The sequence below is a fragment of the Dactylosporangium thailandense genome, assembly GCF_059739745.1.
The window spans coordinates 11,672,390-11,689,665 of sequence record NZ_AP029195.1 but is presented as its reverse complement, the minus strand read 5'-3'; the positions used below and the strand labels follow the sequence as shown (position 1 = coordinate 11,689,665).

The window sequence follows — 17,276 nt, the reverse complement described above, 5'->3', positions numbered from 1 at the left end:
CTCACTTCGCGGTTTTGCGCAGGCGCTGGAGACGGGCGCCGAAGAGGGCCTCGGCGCCGTCGAGGCGGTCCTGCGCGCGGGAGGCCGCCGCGGCGCGGTCCGCGGTGTCGGCCTCGAGGTGCACGTCGAGCTCGGCCTCGGCCTGCTTGGCGACCAGGCCGGGGTCGGCGCCGCCCGCGACCGAGGCCGCGCCCGGGATGCCGGCGGCGAAGCGCCACAGCAGCCGGCGCGCGTCGTGGGCGTCGTCGGGGAGCTGGGCCACGCGCTGCGCGACCTTGACGGCGGCCACGAGGAAGTCGACCCGGGCGCTGAGCGGCCCGACGACGCGGTTCGCGAGCGGCCAGGTGGAGATGGCCAGCAGGCCGCGCGCCGGGGCGAGCAGGTCGGCGGTCAGGGCGGGGCAGAGGTAGTACGGGCGGCCGTAGGGGGCCACCTTGAACGAGCGCTCCTCGTCGCGGCGCAGGCTCGTCAGGCGCGCGGCCACGAGCTCGCCCGGGAAGAAGGCGTCGTGGACGGCGATGATGAGCTTCGGCGCGGCGGGGACCGTCAGCAGCGTGAGCGCGTGGTGCACCTGCTCCCGGATCGAGAGCATGGGCGGCGCGGCGGGCTGGCGCGGTACGACCGGCGCCCGCTCCTCCAGGCGGGCGAGCGCCTCGTCCCACTCCTGTTCGACCCGGCGCAGCTCCGCGCGCAGGGTGCGGGCGTGGGCACGATCCCCCGTGGTGGCCGCGCGGCGCAGGTCTCCGCGCAGCCGGTCGATCCGGCGCTCGAGCAGCTCGATCCGCTCGCCCGGGGCCGAGATCGATTCGGACACGAACGGCACGGTAACCGGTTCCAGCAAGTTCCAGCAAAGACCAGTGTCGGCGTGTCGCGCTTGCTTTTTCCCGACTTTTCTACGCCGGTACGGGCTGTGGCTGCTCGACCGCTCTGGGTGCCGGCGTCCGCTTCGGCAGGGGCCACAGCTGCGGCCGGCGCTTCGCCGCGAGGTCCTCGACCCAGCCGAAGGCCAGCACGAGCGCCGCCGTCAGCACCGCGACCAGCGTCAGCTGCACGGCGCTGTGGTAGCCGCCCACCAGCGTGATACCGAGCCACACCCCCACCATGCGCACGAAGGTGATCACGGCCTCGTGCCACAGGTAGATGGTCAGCGCGCGGCGGTTGACCGCCTCGACCGCCGGCTCCGCGGCGCCGAGCGAGAGCGCGGCCGGCGCGGCGTTGAGCATGACGAGCAGGAAGGCCGTCGACCACAGGGTGTCCGCGATCGGGGCGTCGTTGAGGTCGTACCCGCGCGGGCCGGGCGTGTGGAAGAGCAGCGCGAGGCCGATGCCGCCCATCACCAGGCACGCGGGCCAGAGGATCTTCTTCGAGATGCGCTGCAGCGTGCCGTCGTGATGTGCGAAACCGAGCATCCAGGCCGGCGCGTACATGAAGAAGTCGCGCACGATGCCGCCGGAGCCGTGGCCGGTCTCCCACAGCACCACCAGCACCGCGAACGGCACCAGCACGCTCGGGATCGGCCAGCGGCGGAACACCCACAGCAGCACCGGCGAGGCGATGATGAACCAGAGGTACGAGCGCACGTACCAGATCTGGCTGAACCAGAGCCCGCCGTTCTCGGTGGTCGGCGGGTCGTCGAGCGGAAGGAACCACAGCAGCGTGCGCCAGCTGTGCTCCATGCCGCCCCAGAGCGACATGAGCGTGACGGCGAACACACCGAGGACCCAGAACGGGATGATGATGCGGCGCATCCGCCGTCCTATCGCCTTCGCGCCCGAGCGATCGAGCGAGGCGGCCATGAGCGAGCCGCCGAGCGCGAACATCAGGCCCATGGCAGGGAAGACGACGGTCAGCCACGCGAATCCGAGGGTGTGGTACGTGACCACGCGGATGATCGCGACGGCTCGCAGGAGGTCTACGTACCGGTTCCGCATCCCCTACAGGTTGCCCTGTGACCCTTAGGGGCAACCTTCTTTCAGCTCAAAATTGGCTGTGTTTCTTCTCAAAGATCCTAGAGTGCCGGTCCCGTAACCGATCGGGCAATCGACCCAGTTCACCCTCATGTCACCCCGAGTGCCCCGGTGAGCGTGGGGAAGTCGTTCGGCCCCGAGTGCATCGTCCCGTTCACGAAGAACGCCGGGCAGTCGCGCACGCCCCGCTCGCGGCCGCCGGCCATGTCCCGCAACACCCGTTCGTGGTGCTCCCGCGTGCCGCCCGCGTCGGGCAGGCCGAACCGTTCGGCGTAGCGGGCCAGGTCCTCGTCCTCGAGCGCGTCCTGGTGGGTGAGCAGCAGCGCGTGCATGCCCCAGAACGCGTCGGCGTCCGCGGCCGCCTCGGCCAGCAGCGCCGCGGGCATGGCGCGCGGGTGCGCGTCGACCAGCGGGAAGTGCCGGAACTCGAACCGCAGCGCCTCGCCGTAGTGCAGCTGGATCCGTTCCACGACGCCGAAGGCGCGGCCGGTCTCCGGGCACGCGTAGTCGCCGTACTCGACCAGGCGCAGTGGCGCACCGACTCGACCCTGAACATGCATGGGGTACCTGTGCCCCGTTTTCTGACGTGAATGCCCCTCAGGGAGCTTCCCTAAGGGGCATTCGCCGTCTCGAGGCATTCGCCGTCAGTCGAGCAGTTCGGTGACGGTGCCGGCACCGACCGTGCGGCCGCCCTCGCGGATCGCGAAGCCGAGGCCGGCGTGCATCGCGACCGGCTTGCCGAGCTCGACGGTCAGGTCGACCGTGTCGCCGGGCATCACCATCGTGACGTCACCCAGGTCCACCGAGCCCATCACGTCCGTGGTGCGGAAGTAGAACTGGGGCCGGTAGTTGGCGAAGAACGGCGTGTGCCGGCCGCCCTCCTTCGTCGTCAGCGCGTACACGTGCGCCTTGAACCGCCGGTGCGGCGCGACCGATCCGGGCAGCGCGACCACCTGACCGCGCTGCACGTCACCCCGGCGCACGCCGCGCAGCAACAGCGCGGCGTTGTCGCCGGCCTCGGCCGAGTCCAGCTGCCGGCCGAACATTTCCATCCCGGTGACCACGCTGGACTGGGTGGGGCCCAGCCCGACCACCTCGACGGGCGTGTTGAGCACGAGCGTGCCGCGCTCGACGGAGCCGGTGACGACGGTGCCGCGGCCGGTGATGGTGAGCACGTTCTCGATGGGCATCAGGAACGGCTCGCCGGTGACGCGCTCGGGAAGCGGCACGTACTCGTCCACCGCGTCGAGCAGGTCGGCGACCGACTGCACCCACGCGGGCTCGCCGGCGAGCGCCCTGAGCGCGGACACCCGCACGACCGGAATGTCGTCCCCGGGGAATCCGTACTCGCTCAGCAGCTCCCGCACCTCGAGCTCGACGAGGTCGAGCAGCTCGGTGTCGTCGACCGCGTCGGCCTTGTTCATGGCCACGACGAGGTACGGCACCCCGATCCGCCGCGCGAGCAGCACGTGCTCGCGGGTCTGCGGCATGACCCCGTCGACGGCGCTGACGACGAGGATGGCCCCGTCCACCTGCGCCGCCCCCGTGATCATGTTCTTCACGTAGTCCGCGTGCCCCGGCATGTCGACGTGGGCGTAGTGCCGCTTGCCGGTCTCGTACTCGACGTGCGCGATGTTGATGGTGATGCCGCGCGTGATCTCCTCGGGCGCCCGGTCGATGCCCTCGAAGCTCGTGTAGCGGTTGACGCCCGGGTACCGCTCGGCGAGCACCTTGGTGATGGCGGCGGTCAGGGTCGTCTTGCCGTGGTCGACGTGACCCATCGTGCCGATGTTGAGATGAGGCTTGTTCCTCGTGAACGTCTGCTTGGCCATCTGACTCTCCACAGTGGATTTGTGGCGTGGATGCGCAGAACCATGTGGCCGTGTGCCGGTGTGCTCTGAAGGGGCGGACCGGCTCGGCCGGCTCACCCTCCTCCGTCGGTTCCGCATGGTGTCTGCGGGAGGAGGGTCAGCGTCGCAGGCCGGCCTCTAGCGCCGCGGCTAGCGCTTCGGGCGCCCAGGCGACCGCCGAGCCGGCCAGGTGGCCGTGCTCCAGAAGGGCGGTCGTCGCGATCATGTCCGAAAAGGTAGCCCGGGTGCCCGGCCCCGGCAACGCATTTACGAGCGGCCAGGCCGCTAGGAGCGCGGCGGCGGGGGCAGGCGCAGGGCGATCGTCGGCGCGTCGGCCATCACCGAGTTCGGGGCGCCGCCGGTCGGGGCGTCCGCCGGCGGACGGTCCGCGCGGCCGACGGTGATCTCCGGGTAGATCTCGACCTCGTCCCACTCCCCCATGGCCTTGGGCTCGCCGCGGGTCAGCTCGATCTCGCGCGGCGCGGTCGTCGGCCCGGTGCGGGCGAGCACCGCGGCGCCGTTCGTGCTCACGTCGGTGACCAGAAGCATGCCGTCGCGCAGCTCGAAGCGCAGGTGGTTGCGGCTCACCCGGCGGCTGGACTCGTCGTCGAGCCAGTTGCCGATGGTGATGCCGCCCTGCTCCTCGGGCGCGCGGCCGACGACGACGGGCCGGGCGGCCGTGACCGGGAAGCGGGTGCGCACGGTGCCGTTGATCCGCACCGCGAGCGGGGTCGCCGGCGGGCGGGGGCCGGCGTCGAGGAGCCGGTCGCCGTGGCGGGGGCAGATGGGAGCGCCGCTCGGCAGGGCCGGCGGGGCCTGGCCGGCGCCCTGGGCCGGCGGGCGGCCGAAGACCGGGCAGTCGGTCGCGGGGCAGCGCCAGTAGCGCTGCAGCACCGGGTGGGGCCGCGGGGTCGAGCCGGTCGACGGCGCGAGGGTCAGCTCCATGCCGCCCTGGGCGCCGGTCGTCAGGTAGACGGGGCCGGGGTGGCCGGGCAGCGGGTTGCGGCTGATCACCGGCACGCCGGTCAGGTGCGCGACCTCCCGCACGCGCGCGTTGACGCGGGCACCCGGGGGCAGCATCTCGATGAGGCCGTCGTCCGACCACCGGCGCAGGACCATGCGCTCGTTGGACGTGAAGTCGGTGTCCGACATCGCGCCGCGCTCGGTGATCGCGTAGAGACCGGTGTTGCCGTCGCCGAGGCGCCGGCTCAGCGCGTCGATGAACATCCCGAGGCGCAGCAGCGCGGCCGGCCGTCCGCCGTCGAGGTCGACGCTGCGCGCGGCCTCCACCAGGTCGATGACGCCGCCCGCCGCCAGGGGGTCGACGGTCAGGCGGCGCTCGATCGCGTCAAGCGCTCGGCTCGTTTCGAATCGCACCGGAACATTCTGCCTCAGGCGCCGCCACGTGGCGCATACCCGCCACGGCCGGGCCGCAAAGCCGCCGCCGACCACCTCTGCGGTCGACGGCGGGCTTTACGCCGCGCACTCGGCGAACCCTCGGGGGGAGGATGGGAAGGCGCCGGGCGCGGTACACACGACGGGGGCATGGGGGGAGTGCCGGGTTCGTCGTGGGTAGGCGGTGCATGACTGTTGGTAAGGAAAAGATAGATCACCATTGAAGAGGTCAACAGCGGTGAATGCCTGAATGAACGAGATCTCACCCGCCGCAGGACTCGGCGACCTCGATGAGGCGATGCGCGTCGATGCCGTCGCGCTGCTCGACGGCCAGCGGGTGGTCGGTCGGCTCGAGCTCGACCAGCGGCCGGCGGCCCGGTTCCCGAGTATGCACGCGGGTCTTGAGCCGGATGGTGTCGGGGTACCCCGGGATGTTGTTCGACAACCATCCGAAGTACGGCTTCTCGGTGACCCGCTCGGGGTCGTCCCAGCGCTCGACCGCGCGCTCGAAGTTGACCGGACTCAGGCTGACCCAGACGTTGTACGTCAGCGGCTCCTCACGGCCGCGCACCGGGATCTCGATCAGTCCCCGGATGAAGAAGTGCAGCTCGTCGAGGTCGGGCGCGTCGATGCAGCAGAGTTCGTCCTCGAGGAAGGACTCGCCGCCGGCATCGGGGGCGCCCCAGTAGTCCGGCGCGGAGAACGCCCACACGGCCGGCGCGTCGCCCAGCTCCGTGCCGCAGCACTCGCAGACAGAAGTCACCGCGGCATGGTAGACCCGCGCGCTTGAGCCCTGTCTCCGCCCGCTCGGCGCGCGCCCCGCCATCGGGCACCACGGCCTCGACCGCGCGGCCACCGCTGCGGCGCCTGCACAGCCGCGACCGGCGCGCCGGACCGCCGCACGGCGGCGCGGCCAACCCGGTCGCGCCCGCCAACGGGACCCCTCGGCGCCGGCACAGCCCCCCGGTCTCCCGCACCTAACCCAGTTGCGCCCGCCACCGCAGGGCCAAACCCGGCCGCACCCACCAACGGGCACCACCACGGCGCCCACACAGCCGCAACCGGCCCGCCGGACCCGCACGGCGGCGCGACCAACCCCCACCACCCCGCGCCCCGCAGCGCCCACACAGCCCCACCGGCGCGCCGCGCCGCCAACCCGGCCGCGCCCGCCAACGGGCACCACCACGGCACAGCCCCCACTGACACGCCGGACCGCCGCACGACAGCGCCACCAACCCGGTTGCGCCCGCACAGGCCCCGACGGCGCGCCGGATCACACGCGCGGCAGCGCGGCCAACCCAGCCGCGCTCCGCCACCGCAGGACCGGCACGGCCGCGATCGGTGTGCCGCCGGGCACTGAATCCGATAAATCTCCCGACAGGCGAAAAATCCGATAAGTCGTGGCGCGGAGCGCCCGACTTATCGGGCCGAAACCGGCCCGCCGGACCCGCACGGCGGCGCGACCAACCCCCACCAACCCGCACCCCGCGGCGCCCACCCAGCCCCCACCGGCGCGCCGCGCCGCAGCGCCACCAACCCGGTTGCGCCCGCACAGGCCCCGACGGCGCGCCGGATCACACGCGCGGCAGCGCGGCCAACCCAGCCGCGCTCCGCCGCCGCAGGACCGGCACGGCCGCGATCGGCGTGCCGCCGGGCACTGAATCCGATAAATCTCCCGACAGGCGAAAAATCCGATAAGTCGTGGCGCGGAGCGCCCGACTTATCGGGCCGAAACCGGCCGCGTCAGCCCTGAGCCGCGATCTCCCGAGCCCGGTCGCGAGCCGCCTCAAGGGCCGCGAGCAACGCCGCCCGCACCCCGTGGTTCTCCAGCTCACGGATCGCGTTGATCGTGGTGCCGGCCGGCGACGTGACCGCCTCGCGGAGCTTCACCGGGTGCTCGCCGGACTCGCGCAGCATCACCGCCGAGCCGATCGCCGTCTGCACGATCAGGTCGTGGGCCACCTGGCGGGGCAGGCCGAGCAGGATGCCCGCGTCGGTCATGGCCTCGACGAGGTAGTAGAAGTAGGCCGGGCCCGAGCCGGACAGGGCCGTGACCGCGTCCTGCTGGGACTCGGGGACGCGGATGGTGCGCCCGAGCGGGCGGAACATCTCCTCGGCGACGGCCAGGTGCTCGGCGGTCGCGAAGGAGCCGGCCGAGATCGCGGTCATCGCCTCGTCGACGAGGGCCGGGGTGTTGGTCATGACCCGCACGACCGGGGTGCCCTCCGGCAGGTGCTTGGCGAAGAAGGCCGTGGGCAGGCCGGCGCACAGGGACACGACCAGCTTGCCGGCGGGCATCTTCGGGCCCAGGTCGGCCAGCAGCGCGCCGGCGTCCTGGGGCTTCACGGCGATGGTGACGACGTCCGCCTCGCGCAGGGCGGTCTCGTTGTCCACGACGCGGATGCCGTACCGCTCCGCCAGCTCGCGAGCGCGTTCCGGCCGGCGGGCCGTGGCGATGAGCCGGTCCGCGGGCCACCCCGCGCGCTGCAGGCCCGACAGCAGGACCTCGCCGAGCTTTCCGGCACCGAAGACGGCGATGACGCGCACGACACAACCCCCAGAGACAAGGACGCGCCTGGGGCCGAACGCGCGGCCCCAGGCGTCACCAGAACAACAACCAGGCGGTACCGGGGAAATCAGGAACCGAAGAAGACCTCGGCCTCGGTGTAACGCTCCACCGGCACGGTCTTGAGCTCGCGCGTCGCGTCCGCGAGCGGGACCCGCACGATGTCGGTGCCGCGCAGCGCGACCATCTTGCCGAAGTCGCCGTCGTGCACGGCGTCGATCGCCTGCAGGCCGAAGCGGGTCGCGAGCACGCGGTCGAACGCGCTCGGGGTGCCACCGCGCTGGATGTGGCCGAGCACGACCGTGCGGGCCTCCTTGCCGGTCTTCGACTCCAGCTGCTCGGCGAGCCACTGGCCGATGCCGCCGAGGCGGACGTGGCCGAACGCGTCGAGCTCCTGGTTGAGCAGCGTCATCTGGCCGTCGAGCGGCTGGGCGCCCTCGGCGACGACGACGATCGGGGCGTACTGCGTCTGGAAGCGCTTCTCGACGTAGCCCGCAACCTGGTCGACGTCGAACTGCCGCTCCGGCAGCAGGATCACGTTCGCGCCGCCGGCGAGGCCCGCGTGCAGGGCGATCCAGCCCGCGTGGCGGCCCATGACCTCGACCACGAGGGTGCGGTGGTGCGACTCGGCGGTGGTGTGCAGCCGGTCGATCGCCTCCATGGCGATGTTCACGGCGGTGTCGAAGCCGAACGTGTAGTCGGTCGCGCCGAGGTCGTTGTCGATCGTCTTCGGCACGCCGACGACGTTCACGCCGAGGTCGGTGAGCTTGCTGGCCACGCCGAGGGTGTCCTCGCCGCCGATCGCGACGAGCGCGTCGACGCCCAGCTCGGCCAGGTTGGTCTTGATCTTCTCGACGCCGCCGTCGATCTTGAACGGGTTCGTGCGGGACGAGCCGAGGATGGTGCCGCCGCGCGGAAGGATGCCACGGACCTGGGCGATGCCCAGCTCGCGGGTGATGCCCTCGAGGGGACCGCGCCAACCGTCACGGAAGCCCACGAACTCGTGGCCGTAGGTGGAGATCCCCTTGCGGACCACGGCACGGATGACCGCGTTGAGGCCGGGGCAGTCGCCGCCCCCGGTCAGTACGCCGATACGCATGCTTGATCTAGCCTTCCTGGTTGCGTGCCCGACCCCGAGAAGGGCGCGGTCGAGCCGGAGGTACCGCATCATGGCGACGCTGCCGATTCACAGCGCACTGTAGTCGCTCCGGCTGAACCCTCAGCAGTCGTCCCCGCGGATCCCGAACTTCTTCGCCGACTCGTGCTCCTGGGTCAGCCGGCGCAGCGCGGCCAGCAGCGAGTCGCCGAGGATCGAGCCGACGACGGCGGCGTAGAGCATTCCCTCGGGGCCGGTGGCCCGCCCGACGAAGGCCAGATCGTGCACCGCGATCGTCTCGGCGACGTCGGCGTACTCCTCCAAAAGTACCCCCACATCCGCCCCCACCTGCTCGAACGCGGCAAGCACCTCGGCCGCGGCCTGCCGTGCGGGCGCCTGCGGGCCGACCAGCCAGCCCCGCTCCTCGGCGAGCCGGTCGATGCGCTTGCGGGCCGCCGCGACCGACTCGGGATCGATGGACTCCCTGCCGTTCACGGACGAGGGCAGGGCGTGGCCGAGCACGTGGTGCACGTCCGGGTCCGGCTCGTCGAGCGCCTCGAGGAGCTGACGGATCGTGGCGATCGGCAGCCGGCCGATGTCCAGCAGCACCCGGACGAGGCGCAGCCGCTGGACGTGGCGATCGTCATACCGCGCCTGGTTCGGGCTGGTCAGCTCCCCGGCCGGGAGCAGCCCCTCGCGCAGGTAGTACTTGATCGTCGGCACCGGGACACCGGTCTGACGGCTCAGTTCCGCAATGCGCACAGGACTCCTTCCGACCTTGGAATGGATAGTGTACCTTTCCGCTTATGGAGAGCACAGCTATCCACTATCCAAACAAGGGAGCGGACATGCACCGGCCCCTCATCGCTGTCGCCGGCCTGATGGCCGCCCTGGCCCTCGCCACCCTCATCGGCGTCTTCGTCGACGACCGCACCCTGCTCGGCGCGCCGATCTGGCTCAAGCCGCTCAAGTTCTCGGTGTCGATCGCGATCTACGCCACCACGATCGCGTGGCTGCTGCCGCGGCTCGAGCGGCGGCCGCGGCTGGGCTGGTGGCTCGGCACGGTCATCGCGGGCACGATGCTCGTCGAGATGGTGATCATCACCGGGCAGGCGGCCCGCGGCCACCAGAGCCACTTCAACAACCGGACGCCCCTCGACGCGACGCTGTACGGCGTCATGGGCGCCACCATCGCGATCGCCTGGGTCGCCACGCTGATCATCGCCGTCCTGCTGCTCATGCAGCGGATGCCCGGCCGGGCCGACGCCCTCGCGGTGCGCCTCGGCATCCTCGTCGCGCTGGCCGGCATGGGCGTCGGCTTCCTCATGACCATCCCGAGCGCCGCCCAGCTCGCGACCGGCAACCCCACGATCGTCGGCGCGCACGCGGTCGGCGTCGCCGACGGCGGCCCCGGCCTGCCGCTGGTCGGCTGGAGCACCACCGGCGGCGACCTGCGCGCCGGGCACTTCATCGGCATGCACGCCCTGCAGGCGCTGCCGCTGTTCGCGTTCGCCCTGGCCCTGGCCGGGCGCCGGATCGCCCGGCTGCGCGACGAGCGGGTCCGCGTCCGGCTGATCGGCGTCTTCGGATTCCTCTACGCCGGGCTCACGGCGCTGGTCACCTGGCAGGCGCTGCGCGGGCAGCCGCTCGTGCACCCCGACGCGGTGACCCTGTCCGCCACGGCCGGCCTGCTCGCGCTCGCCGTGGCCGGCGCGGCCTGGGCCGGGTCCGGACGCTCGAAGGCGACCGTCGCGCCCGCCGAGGCACTCGCATGAACGAGACGCTGTTCGAGCTGGCGTTTCTGGCGACGGTACCGTTCTGGGCCCTCATGATCCTGGCCCCCGCCTGGCGCTGGACCCACCGGATCGTCTCCTCGCCGCTCATCGTCCTGCCCACGCTGCTCGTCTGGGCGGTGGCGATCGCGCCGGGCTTCGGGGACTTCGCGCGCGAGATGCTCGGCCCCGACCTGGCCGGGGTCAAGGCGCTGTTCGCCCGCGACGACGTGGTGGCCGCGGTGTGGGCCCAGGTCATCGCGTGGGACCTGTTCATCGGCCGCTGGATCTACCTCGACAGCCGGGTGCGCGGCCTGCACCCGCTGCTCATGGCCCCGCTGCTCGTGCTCACGATCCTGCTCTCGCCGGTCGGGCTGCCGCTGTACTTCGTGATCCGGCAGTTCAGGCGGCCCGGGTCAGCCGTGCATGACGCGCCAGCGGGCGAGGTTGTGGCGCGCGTCGACTAGGGCGTCGTGGCGGCCCTCCGCGACCGGCAGCGGGGGGCGCCCGGCGTCGTCCCACAGCTGGCGGAGGTCCTTGGTGAAGCGCGGGATCTCCCGGGGCAGGGCCGGCATCGAGCCCCACAGCTGGGCCAGGGCGACGTGGTCGTAGGCGGCGTACCAGGCCCACAGCTCGATCTCGGCCGCGTCACCGGCCTTGAGCGGCTCGGTGAGGAAGTCCAGCAACTCCTCGCGGATGCGCTCCCGCGACCGCCACGCCTTGTCGGCCGGCGACGGCAGCTTGTCCAGCACGTTGCGGCGCACCCACGAGACCGCGCGCGAGTCGTCGAACTCGGTCGAGACCGCGTAGTACTCGCGGCCGTGCTCGTCGACCACGCCGATCGACACGAGGTCGATCAGCTTGCCGTCCTCGATGAACTCGCAGTCGTAGAAGTACCGATAGGGGGCCACCGGCCCCATCCAACACCATCCGGTCCCGGGTGATCACAGGGCGTCGGACAGTTGCGAGTACAGCCCGGCGAGCCGCGCCAGCTCGGCCCGGTCCTCGCCCCGGCCGCCACCGGCGTGGACGCGCGCCGCCGCGCCGGCCGCGGCCAGGGCCGTGGCCAGGCACAACAGGGCCGGCAGGACGGCCTCGCACTCGTCGCGGGGCACGCGGGACGAGTGCAGGTAGGCGTCCACGAGCCCGCCGGCCGCGTCCGGCCCGCCCGCCGCGAGCACCGCGGCGGCCAGGTCCGCCAGCAGCGGCCCGGTGCCGGCCGCGGACCAGCCGACCAGGCCGGCCGCGCCCGTCGCCGGGTCGAGGCGGAAGTGCGCGGCCCGCGGGTCGTTGTGCAGCACGCCGTAGGTGAGCTGGTCGGTCACCATGATCCGGCGCACCGCCGCGGCCGCGTCCCGGACCGCCGGCCCGAGCCAGGGGTCCACGCCGAGGTGGGGGCCCTGGGCAAGTACCGCGGCCGGATCGAACTTCGCCAGGTGCCGGTGCGTGAACCGGCGCAGGGTGTGGTGCGCGGACCCGAGGGTGTCGCCCCACCACTGCCGGTCGAGCGGGTCGGCCGCGCGCAGGGGGCGCCCCGGCACCAGGTGGAGCAGGGCCACCACGCCGTCGCCATCGGCCACCGTCAGGGCACCGTCGGCGGCGCGCACCGCGGTCCCGGCCCCGACGCCGGTCGCGTCCACGTGCTCGGCCGCGGCGAGCCCGGCCTCGAAACCGGACCGGCCGCGCATCGACACCCATTTACCGACGAATTGGCCGCCGTTGATCTCGACCTGCCATGCGCACCGGTCCAGCGGAATGCACGGACCGGGATTGCACTGCCAGCTTCGGCGCAACGTCGCGCGCACCTGCTCGGCGGCGGGGGCAGCCACGCAGCGCAGTATCCGCCTCCCCGGCGGCCCGCACCCGGAAATCGGCGGAAATGCTCCGAGATCACCCGCGGGCAGTGGCGGGCCGAAGAGTGCGCGCACCACCCCCGGCCCGCCCGGCACGGTGCCGCGCCCCCCGCCACCCGGCCGCTTGCGCGATGGCACTAGCCTGCGTGCGGACTCATGCGCGGCGCTGTCAGTGAGCCGATGCGGGGGATGTACAGACTCCGACACGCACGTCATGATCTGGTAGAAGTTCCGTACTGTCGTCGTGATCACCTACCGTGATCACGAGTCCGATCAACGCCGAACCGGGAGGGGTTTGACCGTGGAGGGTCGGCTGCCAGATCCCGGCGACGCACTGACCGGTGTGGAAATGTTCAGTGGTCTGGAGCCCGATGTGCGTCAGCGGGTCATCCAGGCGGCGGTGCCACGGACATACCGCAAAGGCCAGCTGCTGTTCGTCGAAAACGATCCGGGAGAGTCGCTCATCGTGCTCAAGCGCGGTGCCGTGATGGTGTTCCGGACCGCTCCGACCGGCGAACGCGCGGTCCTCTCCGTCGTGCGGCCCCCCCGACACGCTGGGCGAGGTGGCGCTGCTCGACGGCGCGGCGCGCTCGGCCTCGGCCGAGGCGATCGAGGACTGCCAGGCGCTGGCCCTGTCCCGGCACGCGTTCATCGAGCTGGTCCACGCCAACCCGCGGATCCTCGACGCCGTGATGCGCTCACTGGGCATGCTCATCCGGCGGCTCACCGAGCAGAACGCCGATCACGTCTTCCTCGACCTGCCGGGCCGGGTGGCCAAGACGCTGGTCCGGCTGGCCGGCGAGACCACCGCGCCGATGGTGACCATCGAGCTCAACCAGAGCCAGCTCGCCGAGATGGCCGGCGGCTCGCGGCAGAGCGTCAACCAGGCGATCGGATCGTTCGCCAGCCGCGGCTGGCTGCGCACCGAGGGCCGCCGGATCGTCGTGACGGACCTGACCGCGCTGCGCCGGCGTGCCGGAATGACCGACCGGTAAGTACCGTTTCGGGCCAGGATTGTAGGGCTGGACGGCCGGGGTAGCGGGTGCCATTTCGGACACCTGGTCGCCCCGGCCGCCGCCGTGTGAGGATGGGATCTCACAGGGCAAGGGAGTGTCGGCGATTTCCAGTCAGTGCGCACGCTGCGGCCGCCAGGCGGGCGAGGGCGACCGTTTCTGCGGTGGATGCGGCGCCGAGCTGAGCCCACCCTGCCCCACGTGCGGGCGCACGCTCGCCCCCGACGCCGCGTTCTGCACCGGCTGCGGCACCCCGCGGGCGGACACGACGGCGGCCCGCAGCCTGATCCGCGCCGAGCGGGCGACCGGCCGGGCCCAGGTGCCCGCGATCCCGCCCGCCCGCAGCGAGGACCGGCGCCGCATCAGCGTGCTGTTCGTGGACCTGATCGACTTCACGCCCTACGTCGAGCGCGCCGACCCCGAGCTCGTGCGCGAGCTGCAGAAGAGCTTCTTCTCCACCGCCCGCGAGGTCATCGGGCAATACGGCGGGGTCGTGGAGAAGTACATCGGCGACGCGGTCATGGCGCTCTTCGGCGCGCCCGTGGCCACCGAGACCGACGCCGTGCGCTGCGTGCGGGCCGGCCTGGAGCTGCAGCGGGTGCTCGCCCGCTACGCCAGCACCGGCGAGGGCGAGCGCGAGCTGCGCTTCCGCGTCGGCGTGGCCACCGGCGAGGCGCTCGTCGACGTGGCCGCGGCCCGCGACGGCGGCCAGGCGATCGTCGCCGGCGACGTGGTCAACACCGCCTCCCGGCTGCAGTCGCTGGCCCCGCCCGGCGGGGTGCTGGTCTGCGGCACGACCTACGCGCTGACCAAGTCCTCCATCCGCTTCGAGCAGCAGCCGCCGGCCACGCTGCGCGGGCGCTCCACGCCGACCGAGGTCTGGCTGGCCCTGGCCCCGCTGCGGCGCAACCACCCCGACCGCGAGGCCGGCTCCACGCCGCTGGTCAACCGCACCCACGAGCTGAGCCTGCTGGTCAACGCCCTGCACCGGGGGCTGCGCGAGCGCACGCCGCAGCTGGTGACCGTGCTCGGGCACGCCGGGATCGGCAAGAGCCGGCTGGTGCACGAGCTGTTCCTGCACGCCGAGCGGCTCTTCGACGCGCCGGTGGCCTGGCGGACCGGGCGCTGCCCGCCCTTCGGGGAGAACGTCACCTACGCGGCGCTGGCCGACGTCGTCAAGGCGCAGGCCGGCATCCTCGACACCGACTCGGCCGAGACGACCCGGGAGCGGCTGGACACGGCCCTGGCCGCGATCGTCGGCCCGGCGGTCTCCTCCTCGGAGGCCGAGCGGCTCGCCGACGCGCTGAGCCCGCTGGTCGGCCTGCCCGGGCCGAAGCTCGCGCCGGACGAGACCGAGTCGGCCTGGCGGCGCTTCGTCGTCGCGCTGGCCGCGCACCGCCCGACCGTCCTGGTCTTCGAGGACCTGCACTGGGCCGACGAGTCGATGGTCCGGTTCGTCGAGCGGCTCGGCGCCTCGGTGCGCGACGTGCCGCTGCTGCTGCTGTGCACGGCGCGCCCGGAGCTGCTGGAGCGCAACCCGAGCTGGGCCGGGGCCGTGGCCGGGGCGGTGACGATCACGCTGCCGCCGCTGCGCGACGCCGAGATCGCCACGATGTACGCGCACCTGCTCGGGGCGGCCACGTTCCCGTCGCAGTCGCTGAGCTCCCTGGTGGAGCTGGCCGACGGGAATCCGCTGTACGCGCTGGAGTACACCCGCATGCTCGCCGAGCAGGGCAGCGTGCGGGCGACCGACGCCCTCGGCCGCACGCTGCCGATGCCCGACAGCGTGCACGCGGTCATCGCCAACCGGGTCGACCTGCTCGACGCCGCCGACCGCGCGGTGCTGCAGGCCGCGGCCGTGGTCGGGATGAACTTCTGGCCGGGCGCGGTGGGCGCGGCGATGAGCCGGCCCGCCGACGGGATCGAGCGCTCGCTGCGCCGGCTGGAGCAGCGCGACCTCATCCACGAGCAGGCCGCCTCGACGATGGAGGGGCAGACGGAGTACCGCTTCGGCCACGTCCTGGTCCGGGACGTCTGCTACCAGCGCCTGCCCCGCACCGAGCGGGTGGCCCGGCACGAGCTGACCGCCGAGTGGCTCGACGGCCTGGCCGCGGGCCGGGACACCGATCTCGCCGAGGTCGTGGCGAACCATCGCTTCACGGCCTTCGAGATCGCCCGCTCGCTGGGCCTGGACGCCTCGCGCTACGGCGTGCCGGCCCGCGACGCGATGCACCGGGCGGCCCAGCGGGCCTACGCCCTGCACGCGCTGGAGGCCGCGGCCGCGCACGCCAACAAGGCGCTCGCGCTGTGCGACGCCGGCACCGACCCGCTCGAGCGGCTGCGCATCGAGCAGCTCAGCACCGAGATCCTGTTCTACGGCAACCCGGAGGCGTTCCTGAGCGGCGGCGGCGCCGACCGGCTGGTCGGGCTGGCCGAGCGGCTCTACGCGGCCGGCGACCAGGCCGGCGCGGCGCGCGCGTGGACCGTGCGGGGCCAGGCCGCGTGGCTGCGCGCCGACCGCCTCGACGCGCTGTCCTGCCTGGACCGCGCGGTCGAGCTCTTCGACGAGCTGCCCGACGGGCCGCCGAAGGCGGACGCGTACGCCGAGCTGGGCCGCCTGCACATGCTGAACTTCGAGGTCGACCCCGCGGTCGCGGCGGCCAGCGCGGCCGCGGAGATCGCCGACCGGCTGGGCCTGGTCGAGGTGGCCACCGGCGCCCGGATCACCATCGGCACCGCGCTGTTCCAGGCCGGCGACCGCAGCGGGCTGGTCGAGCTGCAGACGGCGCTGGACGTCAGCCGCGAGCGGCGGCTGCTCTCGGAGCACCGGGCGCTGCGCAACGTCTCCTGGGCGCTGCTGGAGGACGGCGACTGGACCGCGGCCGCGGCCCTGCTCGGCGACAGCCGCAACGCGGTGCCGGGCAGCCACACCCTCGCGACCGGCTACTCCGACGTGGCCCAGTCGGCGTACTTCACCGGCGACTGGCCCGCCTACGTGGCCGCGGCCGAGGCGATGGCCGAGACCGGCGCCGAGTGGGACCTGCAGGTGCGCGGGGTGCGCGCCTGGATCCGCACGCTGCGGGGCGACGACGGCGACGACGACGTCGAGGAGCTGGTCGCAGCCGGCCGCCGCTCCGGCTTCTACCGCCTGCAGTGGGTCGTGCTCGGCCACGGCGCCCTGTGCCGGGCGTTGCAGGGCCGCGACCGCGAGGCCGAGGCGCTGATCGTGGAGCTGGCCAAGACGTGGCGCGAGGTGCGGGCGATCGCCAGCGGCGAGTGGATCGACGCGACCGCGCACGCGGCGGTGCTGTCGGGCCGGGTGGCGATGATGGCGATCCGGGACATGCTCGCCGACGTGCCGCACCGCACCCCGTGGGTGGAGGCGGCGCTGCGCACGATCACCGGGGCGATCGCGTCCGTCGACGGCGACCACGCCCGGGCCGCGGACATGCACCTCGCGGCCGCGGAGATCTACGGCGAGATCCCGAACAACTCCGCGCGCATCCTGTCGGTGACCTGGGCGGTGCGGGCGCTCGGGCTGGCCGGGGACGAGCGCATCGAGCCGTGGCGGGCCGAGCTCGTCGCCTTCGCCGAGCAGGCGGGCACCCCCCACCTCCTCACGCTGGCGGGCCTCACGCCGCCACCGCTTCGCTCCGGCGACGCGAGCCCAGGAGACTGAGCTTCCCGATCGCGGCCCCTCCGCTTCGCTCCGGACCGCTCACGCCGCCTCCGCTTCGCTCCGGCGACGCGAGCCAAGGGCACTG

14 protein-coding genes and 1 pseudogene are annotated in these 17,276 nt (G+C 73.0%); 4 read left to right on the top strand and 11 right to left on the bottom strand.

Features of this window, described 5'->3' with window-relative positions; all coding sequences use genetic code 11:
- Position 1: 1 nt before the first annotated feature.
- The 9 genes from AC6JBM_RS52600 to AC6JBM_RS52560 form a co-directional block, all read right to left on the bottom strand.
- On the bottom strand, positions 2-814 hold the full coding sequence (locus tag AC6JBM_RS52600) for a hypothetical protein (protein ID WP_497981000.1): 813 nt from the start codon (positions 812-814) through the stop codon (positions 2-4).
- 79 nt (positions 815-893) lie between these two features.
- Positions 894-1,931 (bottom strand): acyltransferase family protein, encoded by a 1,038-nt coding sequence (locus tag AC6JBM_RS52595; RefSeq protein WP_497980999.1) that lies wholly within the window; start codon positions 1,929-1,931, stop codon positions 894-896.
- Between the two features lie 125 nt (positions 1,932-2,056).
- Positions 2,057-2,527: a DsbA family protein gene (locus AC6JBM_RS52590; RefSeq protein WP_497980998.1), complete on the bottom strand. Its 471-nt coding sequence runs from the start codon at positions 2,525-2,527 to the stop codon at positions 2,057-2,059.
- An 84-nt stretch (positions 2,528-2,611) separates the two neighbouring features.
- Positions 2,612-3,799: an elongation factor Tu gene (gene tuf, locus AC6JBM_RS52585; protein ID WP_497980997.1), complete on the bottom strand. Its 1,188-nt coding sequence runs from the start codon at positions 3,797-3,799 to the stop codon at positions 2,612-2,614.
- Between the two features lie 303 nt (positions 3,800-4,102).
- Positions 4,103-5,194 (bottom strand): FHA domain-containing protein, encoded by a 1,092-nt coding sequence (locus AC6JBM_RS52580; RefSeq protein ID WP_497980996.1) that lies wholly within the window; start codon positions 5,192-5,194, stop codon positions 4,103-4,105.
- Positions 5,195-5,474: 280 nt separating this feature from the next.
- Complete coding sequence (locus AC6JBM_RS52575) at positions 5,475-5,975, bottom strand: DUF2199 domain-containing protein (protein WP_497980995.1); 501 nt, start codon at positions 5,973-5,975, stop codon at positions 5,475-5,477.
- A gap of 980 nt (positions 5,976-6,955) precedes the next feature.
- On the bottom strand, positions 6,956-7,759 hold the full coding sequence (gene proC / locus AC6JBM_RS52570) for a pyrroline-5-carboxylate reductase (protein ID WP_350614936.1): 804 nt from the start codon (positions 7,757-7,759) through the stop codon (positions 6,956-6,958).
- A gap of 89 nt (positions 7,760-7,848) precedes the next feature.
- On the bottom strand, positions 7,849-8,877 hold the full coding sequence (locus tag AC6JBM_RS52565) for a 6-phosphofructokinase (RefSeq protein WP_497980994.1): 1,029 nt from the start codon (positions 8,875-8,877) through the stop codon (positions 7,849-7,851).
- Between the two features lie 120 nt (positions 8,878-8,997).
- Positions 8,998-9,636 carry a MerR family transcriptional regulator gene (locus AC6JBM_RS52560; RefSeq protein WP_497980993.1) on the bottom strand — a complete coding sequence of 213 codons (639 nt, stop codon included), beginning with the start codon at positions 9,634-9,636 and terminating at the stop codon, positions 8,998-9,000.
- Positions 9,637-9,722: 86 nt separating this feature from the next.
- Here AC6JBM_RS52560 and AC6JBM_RS52555 point away from each other — a divergent pair, with 86 nt between their 5' ends.
- The gene (locus tag AC6JBM_RS52555; RefSeq protein ID WP_497980992.1) at positions 9,723-10,649 is read left to right on the top strand and encodes a hypothetical protein; all 927 of its coding nucleotides are present in this window, start codon (positions 9,723-9,725) and stop codon (positions 10,647-10,649) included.
- Positions 10,646-11,113, top strand: a complete 468-nt coding sequence (locus tag AC6JBM_RS52550) for an ABA4-like family protein (protein ID WP_497980991.1) — start codon at positions 10,646-10,648, stop codon at positions 11,111-11,113. Before AC6JBM_RS52555 ends, AC6JBM_RS52550 begins: the two co-directional genes overlap by 4 nt.
- Here AC6JBM_RS52550 and AC6JBM_RS52545 read toward each other — a convergent pair.
- Positions 11,063-11,557, bottom strand: coding sequence for a polyadenylate-specific 3'-exoribonuclease AS (locus AC6JBM_RS52545; protein ID WP_497980990.1), 495 nt, complete (start codon positions 11,555-11,557; stop codon positions 11,063-11,065). The genes AC6JBM_RS52550 and AC6JBM_RS52545 overlap by 51 nt on opposite strands.
- 33 nt (positions 11,558-11,590) lie before the next feature.
- Complete coding sequence (locus tag AC6JBM_RS52540; protein WP_497980989.1) at positions 11,591-12,475, bottom strand: phosphotransferase; 885 nt, start codon at positions 12,473-12,475, stop codon at positions 11,591-11,593.
- Positions 12,476-12,800: 325 nt separating this feature from the next.
- Between AC6JBM_RS52540 and AC6JBM_RS52535 the strand changes: the two are divergent.
- Both AC6JBM_RS52535 and AC6JBM_RS52530 read left to right on the top strand, forming a co-directional pair.
- A pseudogene (locus tag AC6JBM_RS52535) lies at positions 12,801-13,494 on the top strand (Crp/Fnr family transcriptional regulator).
- Between the two features lie 115 nt (positions 13,495-13,609).
- Complete coding sequence (locus AC6JBM_RS52530) at positions 13,610-17,191, top strand: AAA family ATPase (protein WP_497980988.1); 3,582 nt, start codon at positions 13,610-13,612, stop codon at positions 17,189-17,191.
- Positions 17,192-17,276 lie beyond the last annotated feature (85 nt).